The 21,142-nt window shown below is 52.3% G+C and carries 7 protein-coding genes; all 7 read right to left on the minus strand.

Annotated elements, in window-relative coordinates; translation table 11 throughout:
• Positions 1-74 precede the first annotated feature (74 nt).
• The 7 genes from JFN88_RS22560 to JFN88_RS22590 all read right to left on the minus strand — a co-directional run bounded on the left by JFN88_RS22560 (position 75) and on the right by JFN88_RS22590 (position 20,805).
• Positions 75-1,238: a response regulator gene (locus tag JFN88_RS22560; RefSeq protein WP_199021609.1), complete on the minus strand. Its 1,164-nt coding sequence runs from the start codon at positions 1,236-1,238 to the stop codon at positions 75-77.
• A 333-nt stretch (positions 1,239-1,571) separates the two neighbouring features.
• A complete protein-coding gene (locus JFN88_RS22565; RefSeq protein ID WP_199021610.1) occupies positions 1,572-5,588 on the minus strand; it encodes an S-layer homology domain-containing protein in 4,017 nt (1,338 codons plus the stop codon).
• Between the two features lie 221 nt (positions 5,589-5,809).
• The gene (locus JFN88_RS22570; protein WP_199021611.1) at positions 5,810-7,111 is read right to left on the minus strand and encodes a pyrimidine-nucleoside phosphorylase; all 1,302 of its coding nucleotides are present in this window, start codon (positions 7,109-7,111) and stop codon (positions 5,810-5,812) included.
• 14 nt (positions 7,112-7,125) lie between these two features.
• Complete coding sequence (gene deoB / locus JFN88_RS22575) at positions 7,126-8,307, minus strand: phosphopentomutase (RefSeq protein ID WP_199021612.1); 1,182 nt, start codon at positions 8,305-8,307, stop codon at positions 7,126-7,128.
• Positions 8,308-8,334: 27 nt separating this feature from the next.
• The gene (locus JFN88_RS22580) at positions 8,335-8,730 is read right to left on the minus strand and encodes a cytidine deaminase (protein WP_199021613.1); all 396 of its coding nucleotides are present in this window, start codon (positions 8,728-8,730) and stop codon (positions 8,335-8,337) included.
• Positions 8,731-8,818: 88 nt separating this feature from the next.
• The gene (deoC, locus tag JFN88_RS22585) at positions 8,819-9,487 is read right to left on the minus strand and encodes a deoxyribose-phosphate aldolase (protein WP_199021614.1); all 669 of its coding nucleotides are present in this window, start codon (positions 9,485-9,487) and stop codon (positions 8,819-8,821) included.
• Positions 9,488-10,203: 716 nt separating this feature from the next.
• A complete protein-coding gene (locus tag JFN88_RS22590; protein WP_199021615.1) occupies positions 10,204-20,805 on the minus strand; it encodes an S-layer homology domain-containing protein in 10,602 nt (3,533 codons plus the stop codon).
• Positions 20,806-21,142: the final 337 nt, after the last annotated feature.

A 21,142-nucleotide genomic window follows, 5' to 3' on the forward strand; every position in this document is an offset into this window, starting at 1 on the left:
GCGATCCACAGAGGATGAGGGCATGGGTCGCACCTGCGCTTGCAGCATTGCTATTGCTGCATATAGACGCACATTTATGCGTAGCGATCCCTGATATTATGCACGCCCAGGCCCCGCTGCCACTGTTCATACCATTGGACAATCGGATCGCTAATCGTAAGGCCCATCTCAAGCTCAAGGCGCAAGTTGAGGAGCCAATACTGCTCTTCTAGCCCTGGCCGGTTATCTGCTAGAGCATATAATTTCATCAGATTAAAATAACTCTCTTCATGCAGAGGGTAAAGCTGCTGGGCCGTCTGGTTGATTTTTATAGCCGAAGGGAGGAGAGCGTGTTCCGTGTAAAATTCCGTCAGTTGCTGGACATGGTGGAGCCACAGACGACACAGGCGTTCCCGTTCATGCTCTGCCCACAAGTAACCATATTCTCCTAAGTAATCGCCCTTATACATGCCGAGTACACGTTCATACTGCTCTACCGTATCCATACCAAGCGGCTGAAGGAGCTTGACCTGCTGCTCCCATTCCTCCGTATCGATTCGAACATCGCCTATGTCCAGCTTATAGCCTGTGTCCAGACGGCCCTTGGTAATGGAGATGTTAATATTCATCGTCTTGAGCATGCGTCGGATCAGATAAACTGTCGTATACAGTTGTGTCGCTCCGCGCTCAGTGTCGCAATCCGACCATAAAAGCTCTATCAGCAAGTCCCGATTAACAACTTTATCCCGGTTGTAAAGCAAATAGGCAAACAACTCCTGCGCCTTGGTTGTCCGCCATTTGATCGTCGTCGGCTCCTGTCCCGGAAGCTGGATCTGCATGCTTTGAAAACAAGTCAAAATTGGCTGTATGTTGGGAGCCAGCTCCGAATTTGGAATGTTCAACTGCGTGGTTAGCCGCTCCATCGTCTTGCGAAGCCGGTCCGGGTGAACCGGTTTCAAAATATAGTCCAGCGCACACAGCTCGAATGCCTGTACAGCATAGTGATCGTAGCCTGTCACAAAGACGATGGCAACCGACGGCAATTGAGTCTGAATCTGCTCCCCCATCTCCAAACCATTAATTCCAGGCATATTAACATCGAGAAAGACGACGTCCGGCTTCAGCTGTTTGACCATATCAATGACTTCGGTCGGGTTGGTATACATGCCGGCAACCCAGACATCTTCCGCAACCTTCTCCAACGTTCTTTTTAATTGCATTAGCGCCAACATTTCGTCATCGACCAGTATCGCTTTCATTCGATTATCCCTACCTTGCTATCCAATCTTCCTGATTCAGCATAAATTAATCGATTTTGGAACTGCTATTATGTAGTCTATCATTAAATTAAAACGATGCCTAGTTTTTCTATAATCTGCAAATTGTTCACTCGCATCTATATAAACATATAAGTTGAACGAATGAAAATAGCTACTTTACATTTTAATCGATTCCATCTAAAAGAAAAACGGGTGACGCCTATACTCTACAGAAATAAAATTAAAAAAATCCCCGCCAAACAAATGGCGGGGAAACATCAAAAGATTTAGCCGTCCTATGAAGGACAATACGATAAATAACGGGTCGCTTGTTTATTTGCGTGAAGCCCACTGTTCTCCGCCTTCTTTGCGGGGCGTAAAATCGTGATCAGTAGACGCTTCTTCAATATCAAAGTATGCCGGGTGGCTGATGTCAACATCGGACCAACTCGGCGTAGGCACGCCATACAGCGGACCTCTGTTGAACAGACGGTTCAAAATCATAATGGCTTCCGCGCGGGTCAGCTCCTGGTTCGGCTTGAATGTTCCGTCTGCAAACACCGACATCAGGCCTGTTGTCTGAACAGCTGCAATGATGCCGCTTGCCCAATGTCCCGCAGGCACATCCGCCAAGCCAACTGTCTCATCTGATTTGCTAAGTTTCAGCTGATTGTAGACAACAGCTGCCATCTCAGCGCGGGTAATGCTGCCTCCCGGCTTGAAGCTGCCATCCTTATAACCCTTCATCAAGTTCGCATCGCTGGCCTGGATGGCCAGCTTACTGGCCCAGTGCGCAGGAGACACATCCTCGAACACTTTGCCTTTCAGCTCAGCAGTTTCAAGTCCACTCAGTCTGACGAGCATTGCAGCCATCTCTGCTCGGGTTACGATTTGGTCAGGACGGAATTGCCCGTCCGGGTAAGCATGAATATAAGCTTTGTGTGAATCTGCTTCCTCTGACTCAACATGCACAATCGAAAGAATACCGAGTTTGTTCGTTGAAAACTTCAGAGCCAACTCGCCATTTTCCAGTGTCACAATTTCAGGCTCAACCAGAGACAGCTCTTTGCTCCCATCTCCATGCTCGATGTATATGGCAAGCTCCTTCAAAAACGCTGCACGTTCCGCAGCACCGCTTGGCAATTTGACGCCTGCAAGCGGCAAAGTAACGATAATCGGAAGGTCTGCGAGATTCGAATCAATCTTCACTGGACGGGATACGACCTTCACCTTATCCGTTCCGGCAAGCTGCTTTACTTGCTCCGAAGTCGCCACACGCTGCTCGAGGTCGTTAAGCTGCTTCTCGTCGTTGACCAGAGTCATACGGATATAGAATGCATCGCTGACACCTTCCATAGAGCTGCTTGGCAACCTGATCGTACCGCTGCTCGAATGGATTTCCAGATCAAACTTGTTGCTTTTCAAAATGTCGACCGTCGCCGAAGGCACATCAACCCTAAGCTCGCTCACTTCATCCTTGCCGCCCGGCACAACAATACGGACTGCCTTTTCCCCCTGAGCTGTTGCCTTACCGGCCGCTTCTTGTATTTTGGCCGGGCTCAGCGTCAACTGGTCGGTAAGTCTGCCGTCCTCATGCTTTGTACGCTCCAGATCGAGCTTTACGGCACGATCTGCTTTATCTGCACCAGACAACACATCAACCGCAACTTTCTGCTTGCCGTCATTGCTTGGTCCAGTCGGAGCAGAAGGGTAATAGGGAATGAGCACCAAACCTTGCCGCGCTTCTTCCAACTTGCTTAAAGCATCCGCCACCTGGGCCGGAGTCGCATTGGCCTTGTCCAATAGACTCTTCGCATCAGCCAATGCCTGCTCAAGTGCCGCCCAGCTCTTCGTCGTATATCTTCCGCCTTTCAAATTTTCAGCGATAATCTCGTCATATTGGGCTTGCAGTTCCGTCTTATCGACCAGAGCGAGACGCGCAGTCTCCAGTTTTCCCCATGCTGCATCCACAGCAACCTGGGTTGTGTCGGCATCATCCAGCACAGCAGTCGCTTCTGCCAGTGCTTCTAGAAGTGCCTGCCAAGCCTCCGGAGCATAATCGGTTTCTTCCAGGGTTCTTACCTCAACCACCTTCGCTTGCAGTGCATCTTTAACAACCAGCGCCTGGCGGGCTGCATTCAAGTGTTCAAGGGCATCATTGATTTCCTGCCGGGATGCAGCCGGGTTGTCCAGCACTTGCTCTGCATCCGCCAAAGCTTTCTGGAGTACAAACCAATTAGCGGGCAAGTAGTCCGTTTCCTGCAACCGGTTGATCTCGTCGGTTTTTTGCTTCAAAGCATACTTGTTTACCAATGCATCTCTTGCCGCATTCAGACTGGCTTTGGCAGCATCGACTGCTCTTTGAGTCGCATTGTCGTTATCCAGCATCGCTTGGGTGTCATTAAGCTGCTGCTGCAAGGCATCCCAGCTTGCTTCCGTATAATGATCTGAATTCAGATTTTCAGTCTCAATCCGATTTTTGGCTCCAAGCAGGCCTTCTTTGTCGACCAACCCTTGACGGGCTGCATTCAGCTTGCTCAGAGCATCGTTAACTTCCACCTGGGTGGCCTCATCGTCTTCCAATACCGCTTCCGCTTCATTCATTGCATCCTGCAATAGCTGGAAATTCTCCGGCGTATAGTCCTCTGAATGCAATGGCTTCAGCTCGGCAACCCGGTCTTCCAGTGCAGTCTTGTCGACCAGAGCTGCCTTTGCTTCACTTAGCCTGGCAAGCGCTGCATCAACATCGGTCTGGGTAACATCATCATCAGTCAGAACCTCTTTTGCCGCTTTCAATGCAGCATCCATTGCCTGCCATCTGTCCGCATCATATTGATCCGGCTTTAGCTTGTAAAGATCATCCTTCCGGGCTTGCAGGACCGCCTTGTCGACCAGGTTGGATTTGGCTGTATTCAATTTGCCCAGCGCCTCATCCACCTGTTCCTGGGTTGCATTGGCATTGGACAGCACCGTTTGCGCATCCTCTATTGCCTTTTGCAATTCAGTCCATCTCGAAGGGATATACTCGCTTTCATCCTGAATGGCATCAAGAATTGCATGGAGCCTGTTTCTCAAAGCGTCCGTCGCTACAAGATCAACAAGTATCGTCCCCGTATCCTTGAGTTGCTCAGCATCGTGCAGGGTGACCGTAATTTTGCGTTGTCCGGCTTCGGCTACAGATGTATTCTTATAGTTAACGAGTCTGGCAATGTTCTGGGCGACCATTGAAGTAACTGAGGTTCCGACTACACGGACATTGTCGATGTACAAAGAAGCGCCAAGTCCGTAGCCGCCTGTTCGATCATAGGAACCCGCCACAAATCTGAACTGGTAGTTGCCGTCAGCCGGAATAGTCCCGCGCGAAGTCGTCCAATCTTTTTTTAATCCGCGTCCGTACATTAATTCCGTATACTGCCGGGTATCAACGTTATATAAAAAACCGTATACTTCATAGTCGTCTCCGCCATTTTCGGCCTTCCAATCAAAGGCCAGGCTGTCACCGGCTTCCGCCGCAAACGGACTGCTTACCGCATCTGGACCAAATACGCTTCCGTATGCATTATTCGCATTGGAATTGGAAACCAGAGCGCCCGAGAACCACAGTCTGAGAACCTGGTTGCCGCTCTCGGTAATGACAGCTGCGTTGAAATTGTTGTTACCGTTAACGTTCAGGCTCCGTTCTACGCCCTCATTTGCCCAGGCAGGTCGGCCGCTGTAATTAACGTCTGTAGAAAAAGAGTAAGGTGTTGACGTTCCATTCTGCACGACATTTCCGGAGACGGTATATGAAGGACCATTGCCGGATATCGTTACCGGCTTCCCTTGGGTCTTTGTTGCCAATGTGCCAAGTGTTACTTTGGACTTCGTAATTGTCCATCCGGCATCAGTGCCCTGTTCAAAATCCCCGTTCGCCAGTGGAGTGGAAAAATCAATCTGAAGCTCTTTCCCTCCCTGACCGTTATTCACAGAGTTGACCGAACCTACCTGCTTGGCAATTGTGCCATCGCCAAGATATACAGCATCCCCTACAATCGAAATCTTGCCTGCTGTGTTGTCCGGATTTTGCACCCGTTTAACAGACAAATTCTCGCTTGACCGCGCGTCGTCCACCTTGAATTTGATGAGGCCGCCGGAGAGCGTGCCCTCTCCACTCACTTTTACATTCGGGGCCAATGTGACCGGATCATGTCCTCCAACATAAGTAACATTGCCCAGGTCAGATAACCGAGGCCCGTCGGCAGCAGATGCATTGCGCGGGCTCCAGACTGCAGACAGGCTGGCAGCTGTCATCGATATAACCAACAGCAGAGCCAGACGCTTAAACCAATCCGTTTGACGTTGCACTATCATGTTCTAATCCTTCCTTTCATTTGCCTTGGCAAATCTGAGTTCAACAACAACCGACAGATTTTGACGTTATTCTCTCAGGGGAAGTATAACAATCCCGACCTATACCAAACCTATACAATCATTTCTTGTATAGCTGGCAGCAGCCAAGTCACCGAAACAAACGCAAACAGAGCTTTCGCCGTCTTTCAACGGACAAAAGCTCTGTTTCATGTTAATGCAACCTATTCCGTGATCTCCGCATACACCAATACCGGCGCTTCTGCGTGATCACGAATCTGGATATTGGCGCGGATCAGTTCAACAACATCCGCAACATCCTCCGAATTCGAATGAATCGTTGCCAGCGGCTCGCCTGCCTGCACAGCATCCCCGACCTTTCGGTTCAGCATAATGCCAACCGCCAGATCAATTAGCGAATCCTTCGTTGCTCTTCCAGCCCCCAGAAGCATTGCGGCACGCCCGATTTCATCAGCTGTGATGCTGGCTACGAAGCCGTCGGCATCCGCATTGACTTCAATTTGATAGGCTGCTTGCGGCAACTTCTCCGGATGGTCAACAATTGAAGGATCGCCGCCCTGACTCGCCACGAATACCTTGAACTTCTCCAGCGCCTTCCCGCTGCGGATCGCTTCCTTCAGCAGCTCTTCCGCTTCATCCAGTGACTCGGCCTTTCCTGCAAGATATACCATCTGCCGACCAAGCGCCAGGCACAGCTCCTCCAGATCCTTCGGCCCCTTGCCCTGCAGCGTCTCAATGGCTTCTTTCACTTCCAGCGCATTGCCGATTGCAAATCCGAGCGGCTGGCTCATATCCGAGATGACCGCCATCGTCTTGCGACCGACGCGGTTGCCGATGCCAACCATTGCCCGTGCCAGCTCTTCGGCATCCTCTACCGTTTTCATGAAAGCTCCCGCCCCTGTCTTCACATCGAGCACAATGGCATCGGAACCGGCTGCAATTTTCTTGCTCATAATGGAACTGGCGATCAGCGGGATCGACTCCACTGTAGCCGTAACATCCCGCAAGGCGTACAGCTTCTTATCCGCGGGAGTGAGATTCCCGGACTGGCCGACGACAGCAAGCTTGTTCTTGTTGACAAGTCCCACGAAGTCCTCTGACGTCAGCTCCACATGAAAGCCGGGAATCGCCTCCAGCTTGTCGGTTGTGCCACCGGTGTGCCCAAGCCCCCTTCCCGACATCTTCGCTACCGGAATGTCCAGAGAAGCCACCAGCGGCGCCAACACCAGAGTCGTCGTATCGCCAACCCCGCCCGTTGAATGCTTGTCGACCTTCACCCCTTCAATAGCGGAAAGGTCGATGGTATCACCGGAATGCACCATCGCCATCGTCAGATCGGCCCGCTCCCGCTCTGTCATATCCTGAAAGAACACTGCCATTGCAAAAGCGCTGACTTGATAATCCGGAATTTGATCTTTCGTATATCCATCCACAACGAAACAGATTTCTTCCGTTGACAATTCGTGCCCATCTCGCTTCTTTTGAATCAGATCGACCATCCTCATGGGGATGCCTCCTTTTACTTCAACTCATTCAAAAAGCTGGCGCCATGCTCCGGCATCGTCACGCTGAAGTTATTGGCTATTGTCGCGCCAATGTCGGCAAACGTCTTCCGAAGCGACAGCTCGCGGCCGCCGTTCTGGAACCGCGGGGAATGCACAAGCAGCGGAACATATTCCCGCGTATGATCTGTCCCCCGGTAGGTCGGGTCATTGCCGTGATCCGCCGTAATAATGAGCAGATCGTCATCACCCAGTTTCTCCAACACCTCAGGAAGCCGCGCGTCATATTCCTCCAGTGCCCGCCCATACCCTTGAGGATCGCGCCGATGTCCGTATACAGCGTCAAAATCAACCAGATTCAGAAAGCTCAGCCCTTTAAACGATTCATCCAGCACCTTGATTAACTGGTCCATGCCATCGGCGTTGGACGTGGTGCGAACCGCCCGGGTCACGCCCTCCCCATCATAAATATCATTGATTTTTCCCAGCGCAAGTACATCAAAACCTGCGTCCTGCAGCTCATTCATAACCGTGCGGCCAAACGGCTTGAGCGCATAATCATGCCGATTTGCCGTCCGTTGGAATGCTCCGGGCTTGCCGATAAACGGGCGGGCTATAATCCGGCCCAGCATATAAGGGTCTTCCCGCGTAATCTCCCGGCAATATTCACAGATCGCGTACAACTCCTGGAGCGGAATAACCTCCTCATGTGCGGCAATCTGGAGCACCGAATCGGCAGATGTATAGACAATGAGCGCCCCTGTCCCAAGCTGCTCCTCACCCAGTTCGACAATGATCTCGGTTCCGCTGGCCGGCTTGTTGCCGATGACCTTCCGTCCGGTGTGCTGCTCAATCCTGGCGATCAGCTCATCCGGAAAGCCATCCGGGAAAACACGGAAGGGCGTATCAATCTTGAGGCCCATAATTTCCCAGTGACCCGTCATCGTATCCTTGCCGCTGGAGGCCTCTTGCATCTTTGTATAATAAGCGAGTGGCTTGTCGGCCTTGTCAACACCTGCAATCTCCCTAATATTGGACAAGCCCAGCCGCCCCATGTGAGGCATGTATAGGCCGCCAGTCGCCTCAGCAATATGTCCAAGCGTATCCACATCATAATCGTCAAATTGAGCGGCATCCGGCGCTTCGCCGATACCGACCGAATCCAGTACAACCAGATGAACCCGCTGAAATGTCATCATACATCCAGCTCCTTTCCCGCAAGCAGGCTATGTTTTCATATCCCCGGCCCTGAACGCTCCCGGCAGCAGTTGCGCCATCGTCCACTCCTCAGTATGCCCGTGAAGATTGCTGAGAAATACCCGGGTATGCTCGTCGCAAAATTCAGCAAGCACCTGTCTGCATGCTCCGCATGGGGATACAGGACCGTCCGTATCCGCTACGACTGCGATAGCTTCAATTTTTTGCTGACCCTCTGATACCGCTTTGAATATAGCTGTGCGCTCCGCGCAGTTGGTCAAACCGTAGGAGGCATTTTCAATATTGCAGCCTTGATAGATCTGCTTGTTCCCCGCCAGAACAGCCGCTCCGACTGCGAATCCCGAATACGGCATGTATGCCTGCTTCCGGGCCTCCAATGCCTGATGAATTAATTCCTTTTCCATGTTCACTATGCTCCCTTCCATGATGAGACCAATTTTCCAACAGTCGTTCTAGCTTGCAGTTCCACCTGATATTCCCGTCATTATGCACCTAATAGGAAGAAGCAGACTGCTGCCCCTTCATAATCTGTACGCCTGAGCTGCATCCAAGGCGCGAAGCACCGGCCTCGACCATTGTCTTGGCATCATCATAGCTGCGTATCCCCCCGGAAGCCTTGACGGACATTTCAGGCTTGATGGAATTGCGCATCAATGCCACATCTGCTGCCGTGGCCCCGCCTGTCGAGAAGCCAGTAGACGTCTTTACAAAGTCTGCCCCTGCTTTTGCTGCCAGCTCGCAAGCTTGTACTTTCTGCTCATCGGTTAGCAAACTGGTCTCAATAATGACCTTCACCAGCGCCTTGCCCGCCGCCGCTTCGACAACCGCTCGTATATCCTGCTCCACTATATCAAGCTGTCCGCTCTTCAATGCTCCGACAGGGATGACCATATCAATCTCCGCGGCCCCGTTCTCAATTGCATTACGGGTTTCGAAGGCTTTGACGGCGCTGGTAGAAGCCCCTAGCGGGAAACCGATCACCGTACACACTTTGACCTTAGTTCCGGCGAGCTGCCCGGCAGCAGTCTTGACCCATGCGGGATTCACACATACGGAAGCAAAGCCGTACTCCTTGGCCTCCTCCGTCAGCTTGATGATTTCATCATAAGTAGCGTCAGCGCGCAGCAGCGTATGGTCGATCAGGCCGGCCAGACTATTCATAAACACCGCCTCGTTTCTGGAATAGATTCCATTCCTATATGTACATGCTCATTCTACCATGTCTCCATTGATAATCCAAAAGTGCGGCCACAAGCGTAAACGACTTGCCGATTTAACAGGCACAGCGGCGCTTCGTGTAGAACTCCATAACAGGTTGCACGAATGACTTTCGGTTAGCGCCGCCGTGTGAGAGGTTCTTCTGGACGCTGATTAATCCCGAATTTCTGCTCACAAGCGTAAACGGCTTTGCCGTCCTTTGACGGGCAAAAACTTCGTTTCGCGGAGAAATATAAGCTCATTTATAGGCTCAAAACCAGAATTAGTGGTTGACCACTAGGTGGAGGGGACGCTGCGTGGCAGAGGATGCTTCCGATTGCTGTTAAAGCCCGATTCCTTTATAGGATAGAGGCTAGCAAGGGGAATCGGGCTTTCAAGGCGACCACGTGCGTTTCTCCAGAATTCCTCTGCCCCTTCGCTGCTATCTCCTCGATGTCAACCACTAATTTTTAGATTGAGCCTTATAAATATTTCAAAAAAACCTCCGGCGTTCAATTTCCGCCGGAGGCTTATCAATGCGATGTATTCAACAACTCATGCAAGAACATATTATGATCTTGCCAGCGGCATGATCAGTGCCAGCGTTTTCGCCGCCTCTTCCCGGGTGGAACGGTCCAGCGGCGAAAAGCTGCTGCCATAGCGCCTGCCGAGAGAATCCATTAGTTCTTGGCTTCAGACGCTACCTTCAAGAGTACTGTCACAGCTTCTGCTCTTGTCGCACGGGCATACGGCTCAAAGCGATTTGATCCTTTTCCACTCATGTAGCCGCGGTTCTTGATAGCTGCCACTGCTTCCTTCGCCCAAGCAGGAATCTGTTTATCGTCGTTGAAGCCTGTTGAAACGGACGCCTGCAAGTTCAAACGGGAAGCTTTAGCCGTCATAACCGCCATTTCGAGACGCGTAATAGGCGCGTCAGGCCGGAACGTTCCATCCGAATAGCCTGTAATATATCCGGCTTGGACTGCCTGTGCTACTGCTTTTTTCGCCCATTCTCCTATTTCCGTAGCATCTTTGAAGTGCAATTTTGTTCCCGGTTCAGCCATTTGCGGATGCAAGGCATTCATCAGCATTACGGTAAATTCTGCGCGAGTCACCATGCGGTTTGGTCTGAAACTTCCATCCTGGTAGCCTTTAGCGATACCTTTGTCAACCGCCCGCTTAATTGAAGATTCGGCCCAGTGACCGGCAATGTCAATCAGCTTAACCGGCGTATTGTTTTCCTGCTCCGGCTCAGTCCCTTGCCCGACGGCAAACACCGCAAACTTCGTAAAGTGATCGACCGTAACGGTAATCTTGTTGCCGTTTATCGTTCCCCCGGCTATTTCAATCCAGCTTCTTTTTTCTTCATCATAGTAGAATACAGAAGGTCTTTGATAGCTTTTTAGTTTGTCAGGATTAAATATAAAGGTCAAGGTTACCGGCTTTTTGAAATTACCCTGAAAATTTTTGGTGATCTCGAAAGCATTGCTCGCAAGAATCTCTTTGTCTGTAAGCAAACCGTCCACATTTGTTAGCTTATCGATCGTTATTTTTAAATCTCTATCTGCTGCACCTGCCGGAATGAAGACGACGACTTCATCTTCCAAGCTGACTTCGCCCTCTTGGCCGGCTAGCAGGCTCAGCCTGCCATCATTCGATTTATGCTTGCCGGGAGCATAGCCTCCGCCTGTCGGTGATGTCGAGCCTCCTCCGTTAGACGGCGGTGCGTTGACCGTTAACGTGTACGTCGTTTTTGTTACGCCGTCTTGGGCAGTGACGATGACTTTATTGCCCGTTGCCAGTGTAACGGCGACCGTCACTCCGTCAGCTTCATACACTTCGAACGTCGCGTGCGCCGCTGGCGTAATTGCAGACTTGAACGCCGCTAGCGTTGTACCGTACGGAATGTTCTTGATCGTCTCGTTCCCCGTTCCACCCGCGCTTACTGTTCCGATTGTTGAAGTCAGTGTTGCATCGCTGCTTGGTGGTGCGTTAACCGTTACCGTATATGTCGTTTTTGTTACGCCATCTTGGGCGGTGACGATGACTTTATTTCCTGTTGCCAGTGTAACGGCGACTGTAACTCCATCCGATTCATACACTTCAAAAGATGCGTTTGCCGCTACCGTAATCCCCGACTTGAACGCCGCTAGCGTCGTGCCGTACGGAATGTTCGTGATCGTCTCGTTCGCTGTTCCGCCTGTGCTCACTGTCCCAATTGTCGACGTCAGCGTCGCATCGCTGCTCGGCGGGGCGTTGACCGTTACCGTGTACGTCGTTTTCGTTACGCCATCTTGGGCAGTGACGATAACTTTATTTCCTGTTGCCAGTGTAACGGCGACCGTCACTCCATCCGATTCATACATTTCGAATGTCGCGTGCGCCGCTGGCGTAATTGCAGATTTGAACGCCGCTAGCGTCGTGCCGTACGGAATGTTCGTGATCGTCTCGTTTGCTGTTCCGCCTGTGCTCACCACCCCGATTGTCGACGTTAGCGTCGCATCGCTACTCGGCGGTGCGTTGACTGTTACCGTGTACGTCGTTTTCGTTACTCCATCTTGGGCGGTGACGATGACTTTGTTGCCTGTCGCTAATGCGGTGGCGATCGTCACTCCGTCGGCTTCATACACTTCGAACGTCGCGTGCGCCGCTGGCGTTATAGCCAACTTGAACGCGGCTAGTGTTGTACCATACGGGATGTCCGTAATCGTCTCGTTCACTGTTCCGCCAGCGCTCACTGTTCCGATTGTCGAGGTCAGTGTTGCATCGCTACTCGGCGGTGCGTTGACTATTACCGTATACGTCGTTTTTGTTACGCCATCTTGGGCGATAACAATAACTTTATTTCCTGTTGCTAGTGTAACCGCGACCGTCACTCCATCCGATTCATACACTTCAAAAGAGGCGTTTGCCGCTACCGTAATCCCCGATTTGAACGCCGCTAGCGTCGTGCCGTACGGAATGTTCGTGATTGTCTCGTTCGCCGTTCCGCCTGTGCTTACCACCCCGATTGTCGAAGTCAGTGTTGCGTCGCTGCTTGGCGGTACGTTAACCGTTACCGTGTACGTCGTTTTCGTTACGCCATCTTGCGCAGTGACGATGACCTTGTTGCCTGTCGCTAACACGGTCGAAACGGTCACTCCATCGGCTTTATACACTTCGAACGTCGCGTGCAACGCTGGTGTAATTGCAGACCTGAACGCGGCTAACGTCGTGCCGTGCGGAATATTCGTGATCGTCTCGTTCGCCGTTCCTCCTGTGCTCACTGTCCCAATTGTCGACGTCAGCGTCGCATCGCTACTAGGCGGTGCGTTAACTGTTACCGTGTACGTCGTTTTCGTTACTCCATCTTGCGCAGTGACGATGACCTTGTTACCTGTGGCTAACACGGTCGCAACGGTCACTCCATCGGCTTTATACACTTCGAACGAAGCGTGCGCCGCTGGTGTAATCGCCATTTTGAACGCCGCTAGCGTCGTGCCGTGCGGAATGTCCGTGATCGTCTCGTCTGCTGTTCCGCCTGTGCTTACCACCCCGATTGTCGAGGTCAGTGTTGCATCGCTGCTTGGTGGTGCGTTGACCGTTACCGTGTACGTCGTTTTTGTTACGCCGTCCTGGGCCGTGACGATGACTTTGTTGCCTGTTGCCAGTGTAACGGCGACTGTCACTCCATCCGATTCATACACTTCGAACGTTGCGTACGCCGCTGGCGTTATCGCCAACTTGAACGCGGCTAGCGTCGTGCCGTACGGAATGTTCGTGATCGTCTCGTTCACTGTTCCGCCAGTGCTCACTGTTCCGATTGTCGAGGTCAGTGTTGCATCGCTACTCGGCGGTGCGTTAACTGTTACCGTGTACGTCGTTTTCGTTACGCCATCTTGCGCAGTGACGATGACCTTGTTGCCTGTCGCTAACACGGTCGAAACGGTCACTCCATCGGCTTTATACACTTCGAACGTTGCGTGCGCCGCTGGCGTTATCGCTGACTTGAACGCGGCTAGCGTCGTACCGTAAGGGATGTTCGTGATCGTCTCATTCGTCGTTCCGCCTGTGCTTACCACCCCGATTGTCGACGTCAACGTCGCGTCGCTGCTTGGTGGTACGTTGACTGTTAACGTGTATGTGGTTTTTGTTACGCCGTCTTGGGCGATGACGATGACCTTGTTGCCTGTCGCTAACACGGTCGCGACGGTCACTCCGTCGGCTTTATACACTTCGAACGTCGCGTGCGCCGCTGGCGTAATTGCCGACTTGAACGCCGCTAGCGTCGTACTGTGCGGAATGTCGGTGATCGTCTCGTTCGCTGTTCCGCCTGTACTCACTGTCCCGATTGTCGACGTCAAAGTCGCGTCGCTGCTTGGCGGTGCGTTAACTGTTACCGTGTACGTCGTTTTTGTTACGCCGTCTTGGGCAGTGACGATGACTTTATTTCCTGTTGCCAACACGGTCGCAACGGTCACTCCGTCCGATTCATACACTTCGAACGTCGCGTGCGCCGCTGGCGTAATTGCCGACTTGAACGCGACTAATGTTGTACCATACGGAATGTCCGTGATCGTCTCGTTCACTGTTCCGCCTGTGCTCACCACTCCGATTGTCGACGTCAAAGTCGCGTCGCTGCTCGGTGGTGCAACGATCGTTACCGTGTACGTCGTTTTCGTTACGCCGTCTTGGGCAGTGACGATGACTTTATTGCCTGTTGCCAGTGTAACGGCGACTGTCACTCCATCGGCTCTATACACTTCGAACGTCGCATGCGCCGCTGGTGTTATCGCCAACTTGAAGGCTGCTAGTGTTGTACCATACGGAATGTCCGTGATCGTCTCGTTTGCTGTTCCGCCTGTGCTCACCACCCCGATTGTCGACGTTAGCGTCGCATCGCTACTCGGCGGTGCGTTGACTGTTACCGTGTACGTCGTTTTCGTTACTCCATCTTGGGCGGTAACGATGACTTTATTGCCTGTCACTAACGCAGTCGAAACGGTCAGTACATCCGCTTCATATACTTCGAACGTCGCGTGCGCCGCTGGTGTTATCGCCAACTTGAACGCCGCTAGCGTCGTGCCATGCGGGATGTCCGTGATTGTCTCGTTCGCCGTTCCGCCTGTGCTTACCACCCCGATTGTCGAAGTCAGTGTTGCGTCGCTGCTTGGTGGTGCGCTAACTGTTACCGTATATGTCGTTTTCGTTACGCCATCTTGGGCAGTGACAATAACTTTGTTGCCTGTCGCTAACACGGTCGCAACCGTCACTCCGTCGGCTTTATACACTTCGAACGTCGCGTGTGCTGCTGGCGTTATTGCCAACTTGAACGCTGCTAACGTCGTGCCGTGCGGAATGTTCGTGATCGTCTCGTTTGCCGTTCCACCTGTGCTTACCACCCCGATTGTCGACGTTAGCGTCGCATCGCTACTCGGCGGTGCATTGACCGTTACCGTATATGTCGTTTTCGTTACGCCATCTTGGGCAGTGACAATAACTTTGTTGCCTGTCGCTAACACGGTCGAAACCGTCACTCCGTCGGCTTTATACACTTCGAACGTCGCGTGTGCTGCTGGCGTTATTGCCAACTTGAACGCTGCTAACGTCGTGCCGTGCGGAATGTTCGTGATCGTCTCGTTCGCCGTTCCGCCTGTGCTTACTGTTCCGATTGTCGACGTCAAAGTCGCGTCGCTGCTCGGTGGTGCATCAATCGTTACCACATATGTCGTTTTCGTTACTCCATCTTGGGCGGTGACGATGACTTTATTTCCTGTTGCCAGCAAAACTGCGACCGTCACTCCGTCCGCTTCATACACTTCGAACGTCGCGTGTGCCGCTGGCGTAATTGCCAACTTGAACGCGGCTAGTGTTGTGCCGTACGGAATGTTCGTGATCGTCTCGTTCGCTGTTCCGCCTGTACTAACTGTTCCGATTGTCGACGTCAGCGTCGCATCGCTACTCGGCGGTGCATCGATCGTTACCGCATATGTCGTTTTTGTTACGCCATCTTGGGCCGTGACGATGACTTTATTTCCTGTCACTAACGCGGTCGAAACCGTCACTCCATCGGCTTTATACACCTCGAACGTCGCATGCGCCGCTGGCGTTATCGCCGACTTGAACGCCGCTAGCGTCGTACCGTACGGAATGTCCGTGATCGTCTCGTTCCCCGTTCCGCCTGTGCTCACTGTTCCAATTGTTGAGGTCAGTGTTGCGTCGCTGCTTGGTGGCGCATTGACCGTTACCGTGTACGTCGTTTTTGTTACGCCATCTTGGGCAGTGACAATGACTTTATTTCCTGTTGCCAGTGTAACGGCGACCGTCACTCCATCCGCTTTATACACTTCGAACGTCGCGTGTGCCGCTGGCGTTATCGCCAACTTGAACGCTGCTAACGTTGTAGCGTACGGAATGTCGGTGATCGTCTCGTTCCCCGTTCCGCCTGTGCTCACTGCTCCGATTGTCGACGTCAAAGTCGCGTCGCTGCTTGGCGGTGCGTTAACTGTTACCGTGTACGTCGTTTTTGTTACGCCGTCTTGGGCAGTGACGATGACTTTATTTCCTGTTGCCAATGAAGTGGCTACTGTCACTCCATCCGATTCATACACTTCGAACGTCGCGTGCGCCGCTGGTGTAATTGCCAACTTGAACGCCGCTAGCGTCGTGCCGTACGGAATGTTCGTGATCGTCTCGTTCGCTGTTCCGCCTGTGCTTACCCCCCCGATTGTCGAGGTCAGCGTTGCGTCGCTGCTTGGCGGTGCATTAACCGTTACCGTGTACGTCGTTTTTGTTACGCCGTCCTGGGCCGTGACGATGACTTTGTTGCCTGTTGCCAATGAAGTTGCGACTGTCACTCCATCCGATCCATACACTTCAAACGTCGCGTGTGCCGCTGGCGTTATCGCCAACTTGAACGCTACTAACGTCGTGCCGTGCGGAATATCCGTGATCGTCTCGTTCACTGTTCCCCCAGCACTCACTGTCCCGATTGCCGACGTCAGCGTTGCATCGCTGCTTGGCGGTGCGTTGACCGTTACCGTGTACGTCGTTTTTGTTACGCCGTCTTGGGCAGTGACGATAACTTTGTTGCCTGTTGATAATGCGGTGGCGACCGTCACTCCATCTGCTTCATATACTTCGAACGTCGCGTGTGCCGCTGGCGTTATCGCCGACTTGAACGCTGCTAGTGTCGTACTATACGGAATGCTCGTAATCGTCTCGTTCGCCGTTCCTCCTGTGCTCACTGTCCCGATTGTCGACGTCAACGTTGCGTCGCTGCTTGGCGCATTAATTGTTATGGTATACGTCGTTTTCGTTACGCCATCTTGTGCAGTAACGATGACTTTATTTCCTGTTGCCAGTGAAGCTGCAACGGTCACTCCATCCGCTTCATACACTTGGAACGAAGCGTGCGCCGCTGGCGTTATCGCCGACTTAAACGCCGCTAGCGTTGTGCCATACGGAATGTTCGTAATCGTCTCGTTCGCCGTTCCGCCTGTACTCACCGTCCCGATTGTCGAGGTCAGCGTCGCGGCGCTGTTCGGTGCTACGGTAACAGTAACTGTCCATGTTTGGCTGGTATTATCTGCGGCAGTCACCCTGTAACTAACCGGATTGGTAAAATTGTTAGCGGTCGTACCGCTCACCTGCGTCACGGTGCCCACCCTTGCGGAAGCTCCTGGCGATAAGCTGAACGAGGCCACAAGTCCGTTTAAGCTCGTGCCGTACTGAACCTCGATCGCTACCGTACGAGAACTCACATTTATCGTTGCCGGACCCGTTTGCTTGTCGAAGCTGAAAGACGTTATCGCCTTCTCGCTGCTTGGCGCAACCGTAACAGTAACTTTCCAGTCTTGTGTGCTGTTGTCCTCTGCCGTAATCGTATACGTGACTGTATTCGTGAAATCGTTAGCCGTCACACCGCTCACTTGCGCCACTGCTCCGACCTTGGCTGAAGCTCCTGCCGACAGAGTGAAGCTCGCTACCAAACCATTCAGATTCGTACCGTGAGCCACTTTGATCGTTACGGTACGCGCTGTCGTATTAATTGTTGCGCCTGAGGTCTGCTCGGCCAACGAAAAGGCAGTTATCGCTTTTGCGCTATTCCTCGCGATCGTTACCGTATAGGTTACTTTGTTTACTCCATTCTGTGCGGTTACAATAACCTTAGAGCCGGTAGCCAACACCGTTGCTTCCGTTACACCATCCGCGTTATAAATAACGTACGTTGCCCCAGCCGCCGCTCTAATGGCAGCGTTCAATGCACTAAACGTCGTTCCATAAGGAACCGTGATCGTTTCATTCGCCGTCCCGCCTGTGCTCACGGTTCCAATAGTCGAGGTCAGTGTCGCGTCGCTATTAAGATCGATCGTCACTCTATACACTACCCTGGAAACACCATCCTGCGCGGTGACAATGACTTTCCTCCCCGAACGCAGCGATGTGGCAACAGTCGTTTCATCGCTATTGTAAATTTCAAATGTAGCTCCAAATGCAGGTGTAATCGCTGCCTTCAATTCGGCCAAGCTCGTCCCATAAGGGATGCTGGTAATTGTTTCGAGCGCTGTTCTCCCTGTGCTCACAACCCCAATGGTCGAGGTCATTGTAGCGTCCGTATTTAGAGCCACCGTAATGGAATAAGTGACTTTGTTCACTCCATTTTCCGCAGTGACAATCAATTTTTTCCCCGTAGCCAGCGTCGTGGCAACGGTTATTCCATCGGCATCATACACCTCGAATGTCGCGCCGTCCGCCGGGGTAACAGCAGCCTTCAAAGGCGCTAGCGTCGTACCGTAAGGAACCGTAAAGGTTTCATTTGCCGTCCCCCCAGTGCTTACTACACCGATTGTCGACTTTATTGTTGCGTCCCCGTTCGCTGTGAAACTCACCGCATAAACGACTTTCGTCAGGCCATCCTCTGCGGTAACAACAACCTTGCTTCCTCTTGACAACTCCGTCGCCAATGTGGCTTCATCAGCATTGTAAATATCAAATGAGGCGCCAGGAGCCGGGGTAATTGCTTTAATGAGTGCATTCAGCGTTGAGCCATAAGGCACATCGCGAAGCGTCTCATTTGACGTCCCGCCTGCGCTGACTGTTCCTAATGTGGTGGCAAGCGTGGCATCGCTTGAGGGCGGCAGCACGGTTGCGGTATACGTTGTCCGCACGGTTCCGCCCAGGGCGGAAACAACGATTTGAACGCCTGTCTTTAAAGTAGTTGCTAACGTCGCGCCATCGGCATCATAAATCTCAAAAGTTGCTCCGGCAGACGGTGTAATCGCCCCCCTTAACGCCGCCAACGTGGTACCGTAAGGGATGTCGGTTATCGTTTCGTTTGCCGTTCCGCCCGCACTTACAGTACCGATCCCGGAGGTCAGCGTGGCGCTGCCCGCTGCAGAAACCCAGCTGGCATATAACGTCGTCGTCTCAGCGATCGCGAAGGAAGACCCTATTCGGTAAAATTGACCGCTGCCGTCAGCCTTCGTGTTCCAGCCATCGATCATATATCCTGCTTTGGTTAAATGGAATCCGGCATCGAGAACGACTTTCGTTCCCGGCATATAAGACACACTCGGTGGAATGGCGCCACCTTCATTGCCGTTGCCGTCATAATCCAAATACGCCTGTATTTCTCGCAAATACGGGTACCCGCCATTGTGCTCGGGAGCGATCGCCCATCGATTCGTAAAGTCCCACTGGTTCGCCGAGTCCGCTATATACGTAGCGATTTGCTGCATTTCCGAGGTTGACTTGCCCGTTCCGCCCTTCGAGACGGATTGTCCGGTAGTTGTATGATCGAAGAAACTGTTGACAGTCGTATCCGAATAGATACGCCCAACCAGACCGCCGACTTCTCCTGTTCCGCTCACCTGTCCGGCAGCATAGCTGTTGCTGATCGGTCCGTTCACGTTCCAGCCAACCAAACCGCCGGTCGCTTCTGCTCCGCTTACTTTTCCTAAAGCGTAGCTGTTGCTGATCTTCTCTAGCACATTCCAGCCAACAAGTCCGCCGGCAAGAACTGCCCCTTTTACTTCGCCTGTGGCAAAACTCCCTTCTACTTCCCCGTTACTGTTGGCTCCGACCAGTCCGCCGGCTTGCGTACCGTAAACATCGCCTGTCGCGAAGCTGCTAGCAATTTTCCCTGCCAGGCTATAGCCGACCAACCCCCCTGCATATTCAAAATCCGTGCTGCCTTTGACAAGGCTTGACGAGTAGCTTTTTGTAATTGAGCCATAGTCGGTTCTGCCAACCAGACCGCCGGCATCGCTGCCTCCGCCGGGGCCGCTAATCGCTGCTGACGCATAGCTGTTGCTGATAGTACCCCGACTGTCATAACCAACCAAGCCGCCTACTTCGAACTTGCCGCTTATGTTGCCCGAGGCAAAGCTGTCGCGGATCGTTCCAGATTGATTATATCCAACGAGTCCACCAACGTTTTCTAAGTCCTCAATGCCGCTCACTGCTCCCGCGGTGTGGCTGCTGCCGATAATCGATCCTTGGTAGTTCCAGCCGACCAAGCCGCCGGTGTTCTGTGACCCTGTGACGGCCCCTTCGGCATGACTATCCGTTATCGTTGCTTCAGCTCGCGATTGCCAGCCTATCAGTCCGCCTGTGTGAAGAGAGCCATACACAGTTACCGCAGCAAAACTGCTCAGAATCTCCCCGCTGTTAACGCCCGCAAGCCCCCCTATATTCTCCTCCCCACGCGAGTTGCCTGCCGCATCGCTGTTGCGAATTGTCCCCGCGCCATTGCTGCCCACAAGCACGCCTACGCCCTTTTTCCCCGTAACGCTTCCTGATGCATGGCTGTTTTCAATTACTCCGCCTGCGTTTACGCCAGCCAAGCCGCCTGCCCAGTTTCTTGCGTTTATCGTTACATTGTCCAGTTTGAGGTTGGAAATGACACCTTCTTCCCCGATATAACCAAATAGACCTGCTAAATCTCTCGTGCTGTCAGTGATGGTTAAACCGTTTACGGCATAACCGTTTCCATCGAAATGCCCTAAGAACGGGGTGTCTCCTGACCCGATAGGCACCCAGCCTCCCCCGCTTGCAAAACTGCGCAAATCGATATTCGTTGTTAGTTTGAAATAAAGATTTTCACGTAAATAACGCTCCCTTACCTTGTTAAGCTGGGAGCCGGTACTAATTAAATATGGATTGCCTGGGGTGCCGTCTCCCCGAAACTCATCGGCTGCTGCGGAAGCGTTGCCGTACCCGAGCAGCCCAGAAGGCAACGCGGAGGTCAAAACCAGCAATGCCAACGCAATTGTGAATACTTTTCTGCTTAAATGGATCATCGTTCAATTTCCTCCCTGAATCGCCATTTTCCATATCGCCCTTTAACCGCATTGTATGCTAACCGGATAAAAGAATAATGAAAAATTCACCTTAAACTTCGCCTCAGAGAGCGACAATTTTATTAAAAAATCCCGCCAATGGTTACCCCGAATTTCTGCTCACAAGCGTAAACGGCTTTGGACAGACAAAGCTTCGTTTCGCGTAGTAAATATAAGCCATTTTTTATAAATGTAAAACTTATAAAGGCTCAACCTAAAAATCAGTGCTTGACAGACAGGAGAGAGCAGCGAAGGGGCAAAGGAATTCTGGAGAAACGCTAGTGGTTGCCTTTAAAGC

It is taken from the genome of Paenibacillus roseus (assembly GCF_016424485.1).
GTDB classification, from domain to species: Bacteria; Bacillota; Bacilli; order Paenibacillales; family Paenibacillaceae; genus Paenibacillus_D; species Paenibacillus_D roseus.

Bases quoted from the DNA above. Each gene is read 5' to 3' on its own strand.
- JFN88_RS22560 (WP_199021609.1), bottom strand. From the start codon at position 1,238: ATGAAAGCGATACTGGTCGATGACGAAATGTTGGCGCTAATGCAATTA.
- JFN88_RS22565 (WP_199021610.1), bottom strand. From the start codon at position 5,588: ATGATAGTGCAACGTCAAACGGATTGGTTTAAGCGTCTGGCTCTGCTG.
- JFN88_RS22570 (WP_199021611.1), bottom strand. From the start codon at position 7,111: ATGAGGATGGTCGATCTGATTCAAAAGAAGCGAGATGGGCACGAATTG.
- deoB (WP_199021612.1), bottom strand. From the start codon at position 8,307: ATGATGACATTTCAGCGGGTTCATCTGGTTGTACTGGATTCGGTCGGT.
- JFN88_RS22580 (WP_199021613.1), bottom strand. From the start codon at position 8,730: ATGGAAAAGGAATTAATTCATCAGGCATTGGAGGCCCGGAAGCAGGCA.
- deoC (WP_199021614.1), bottom strand. From the start codon at position 9,487: ATGAATAGTCTGGCCGGCCTGATCGACCATACGCTGCTGCGCGCTGAC.
- JFN88_RS22590 (WP_199021615.1), bottom strand. From the start codon at position 20,805: ATGATCCATTTAAGCAGAAAAGTATTCACAATTGCGTTGGCATTGCTG.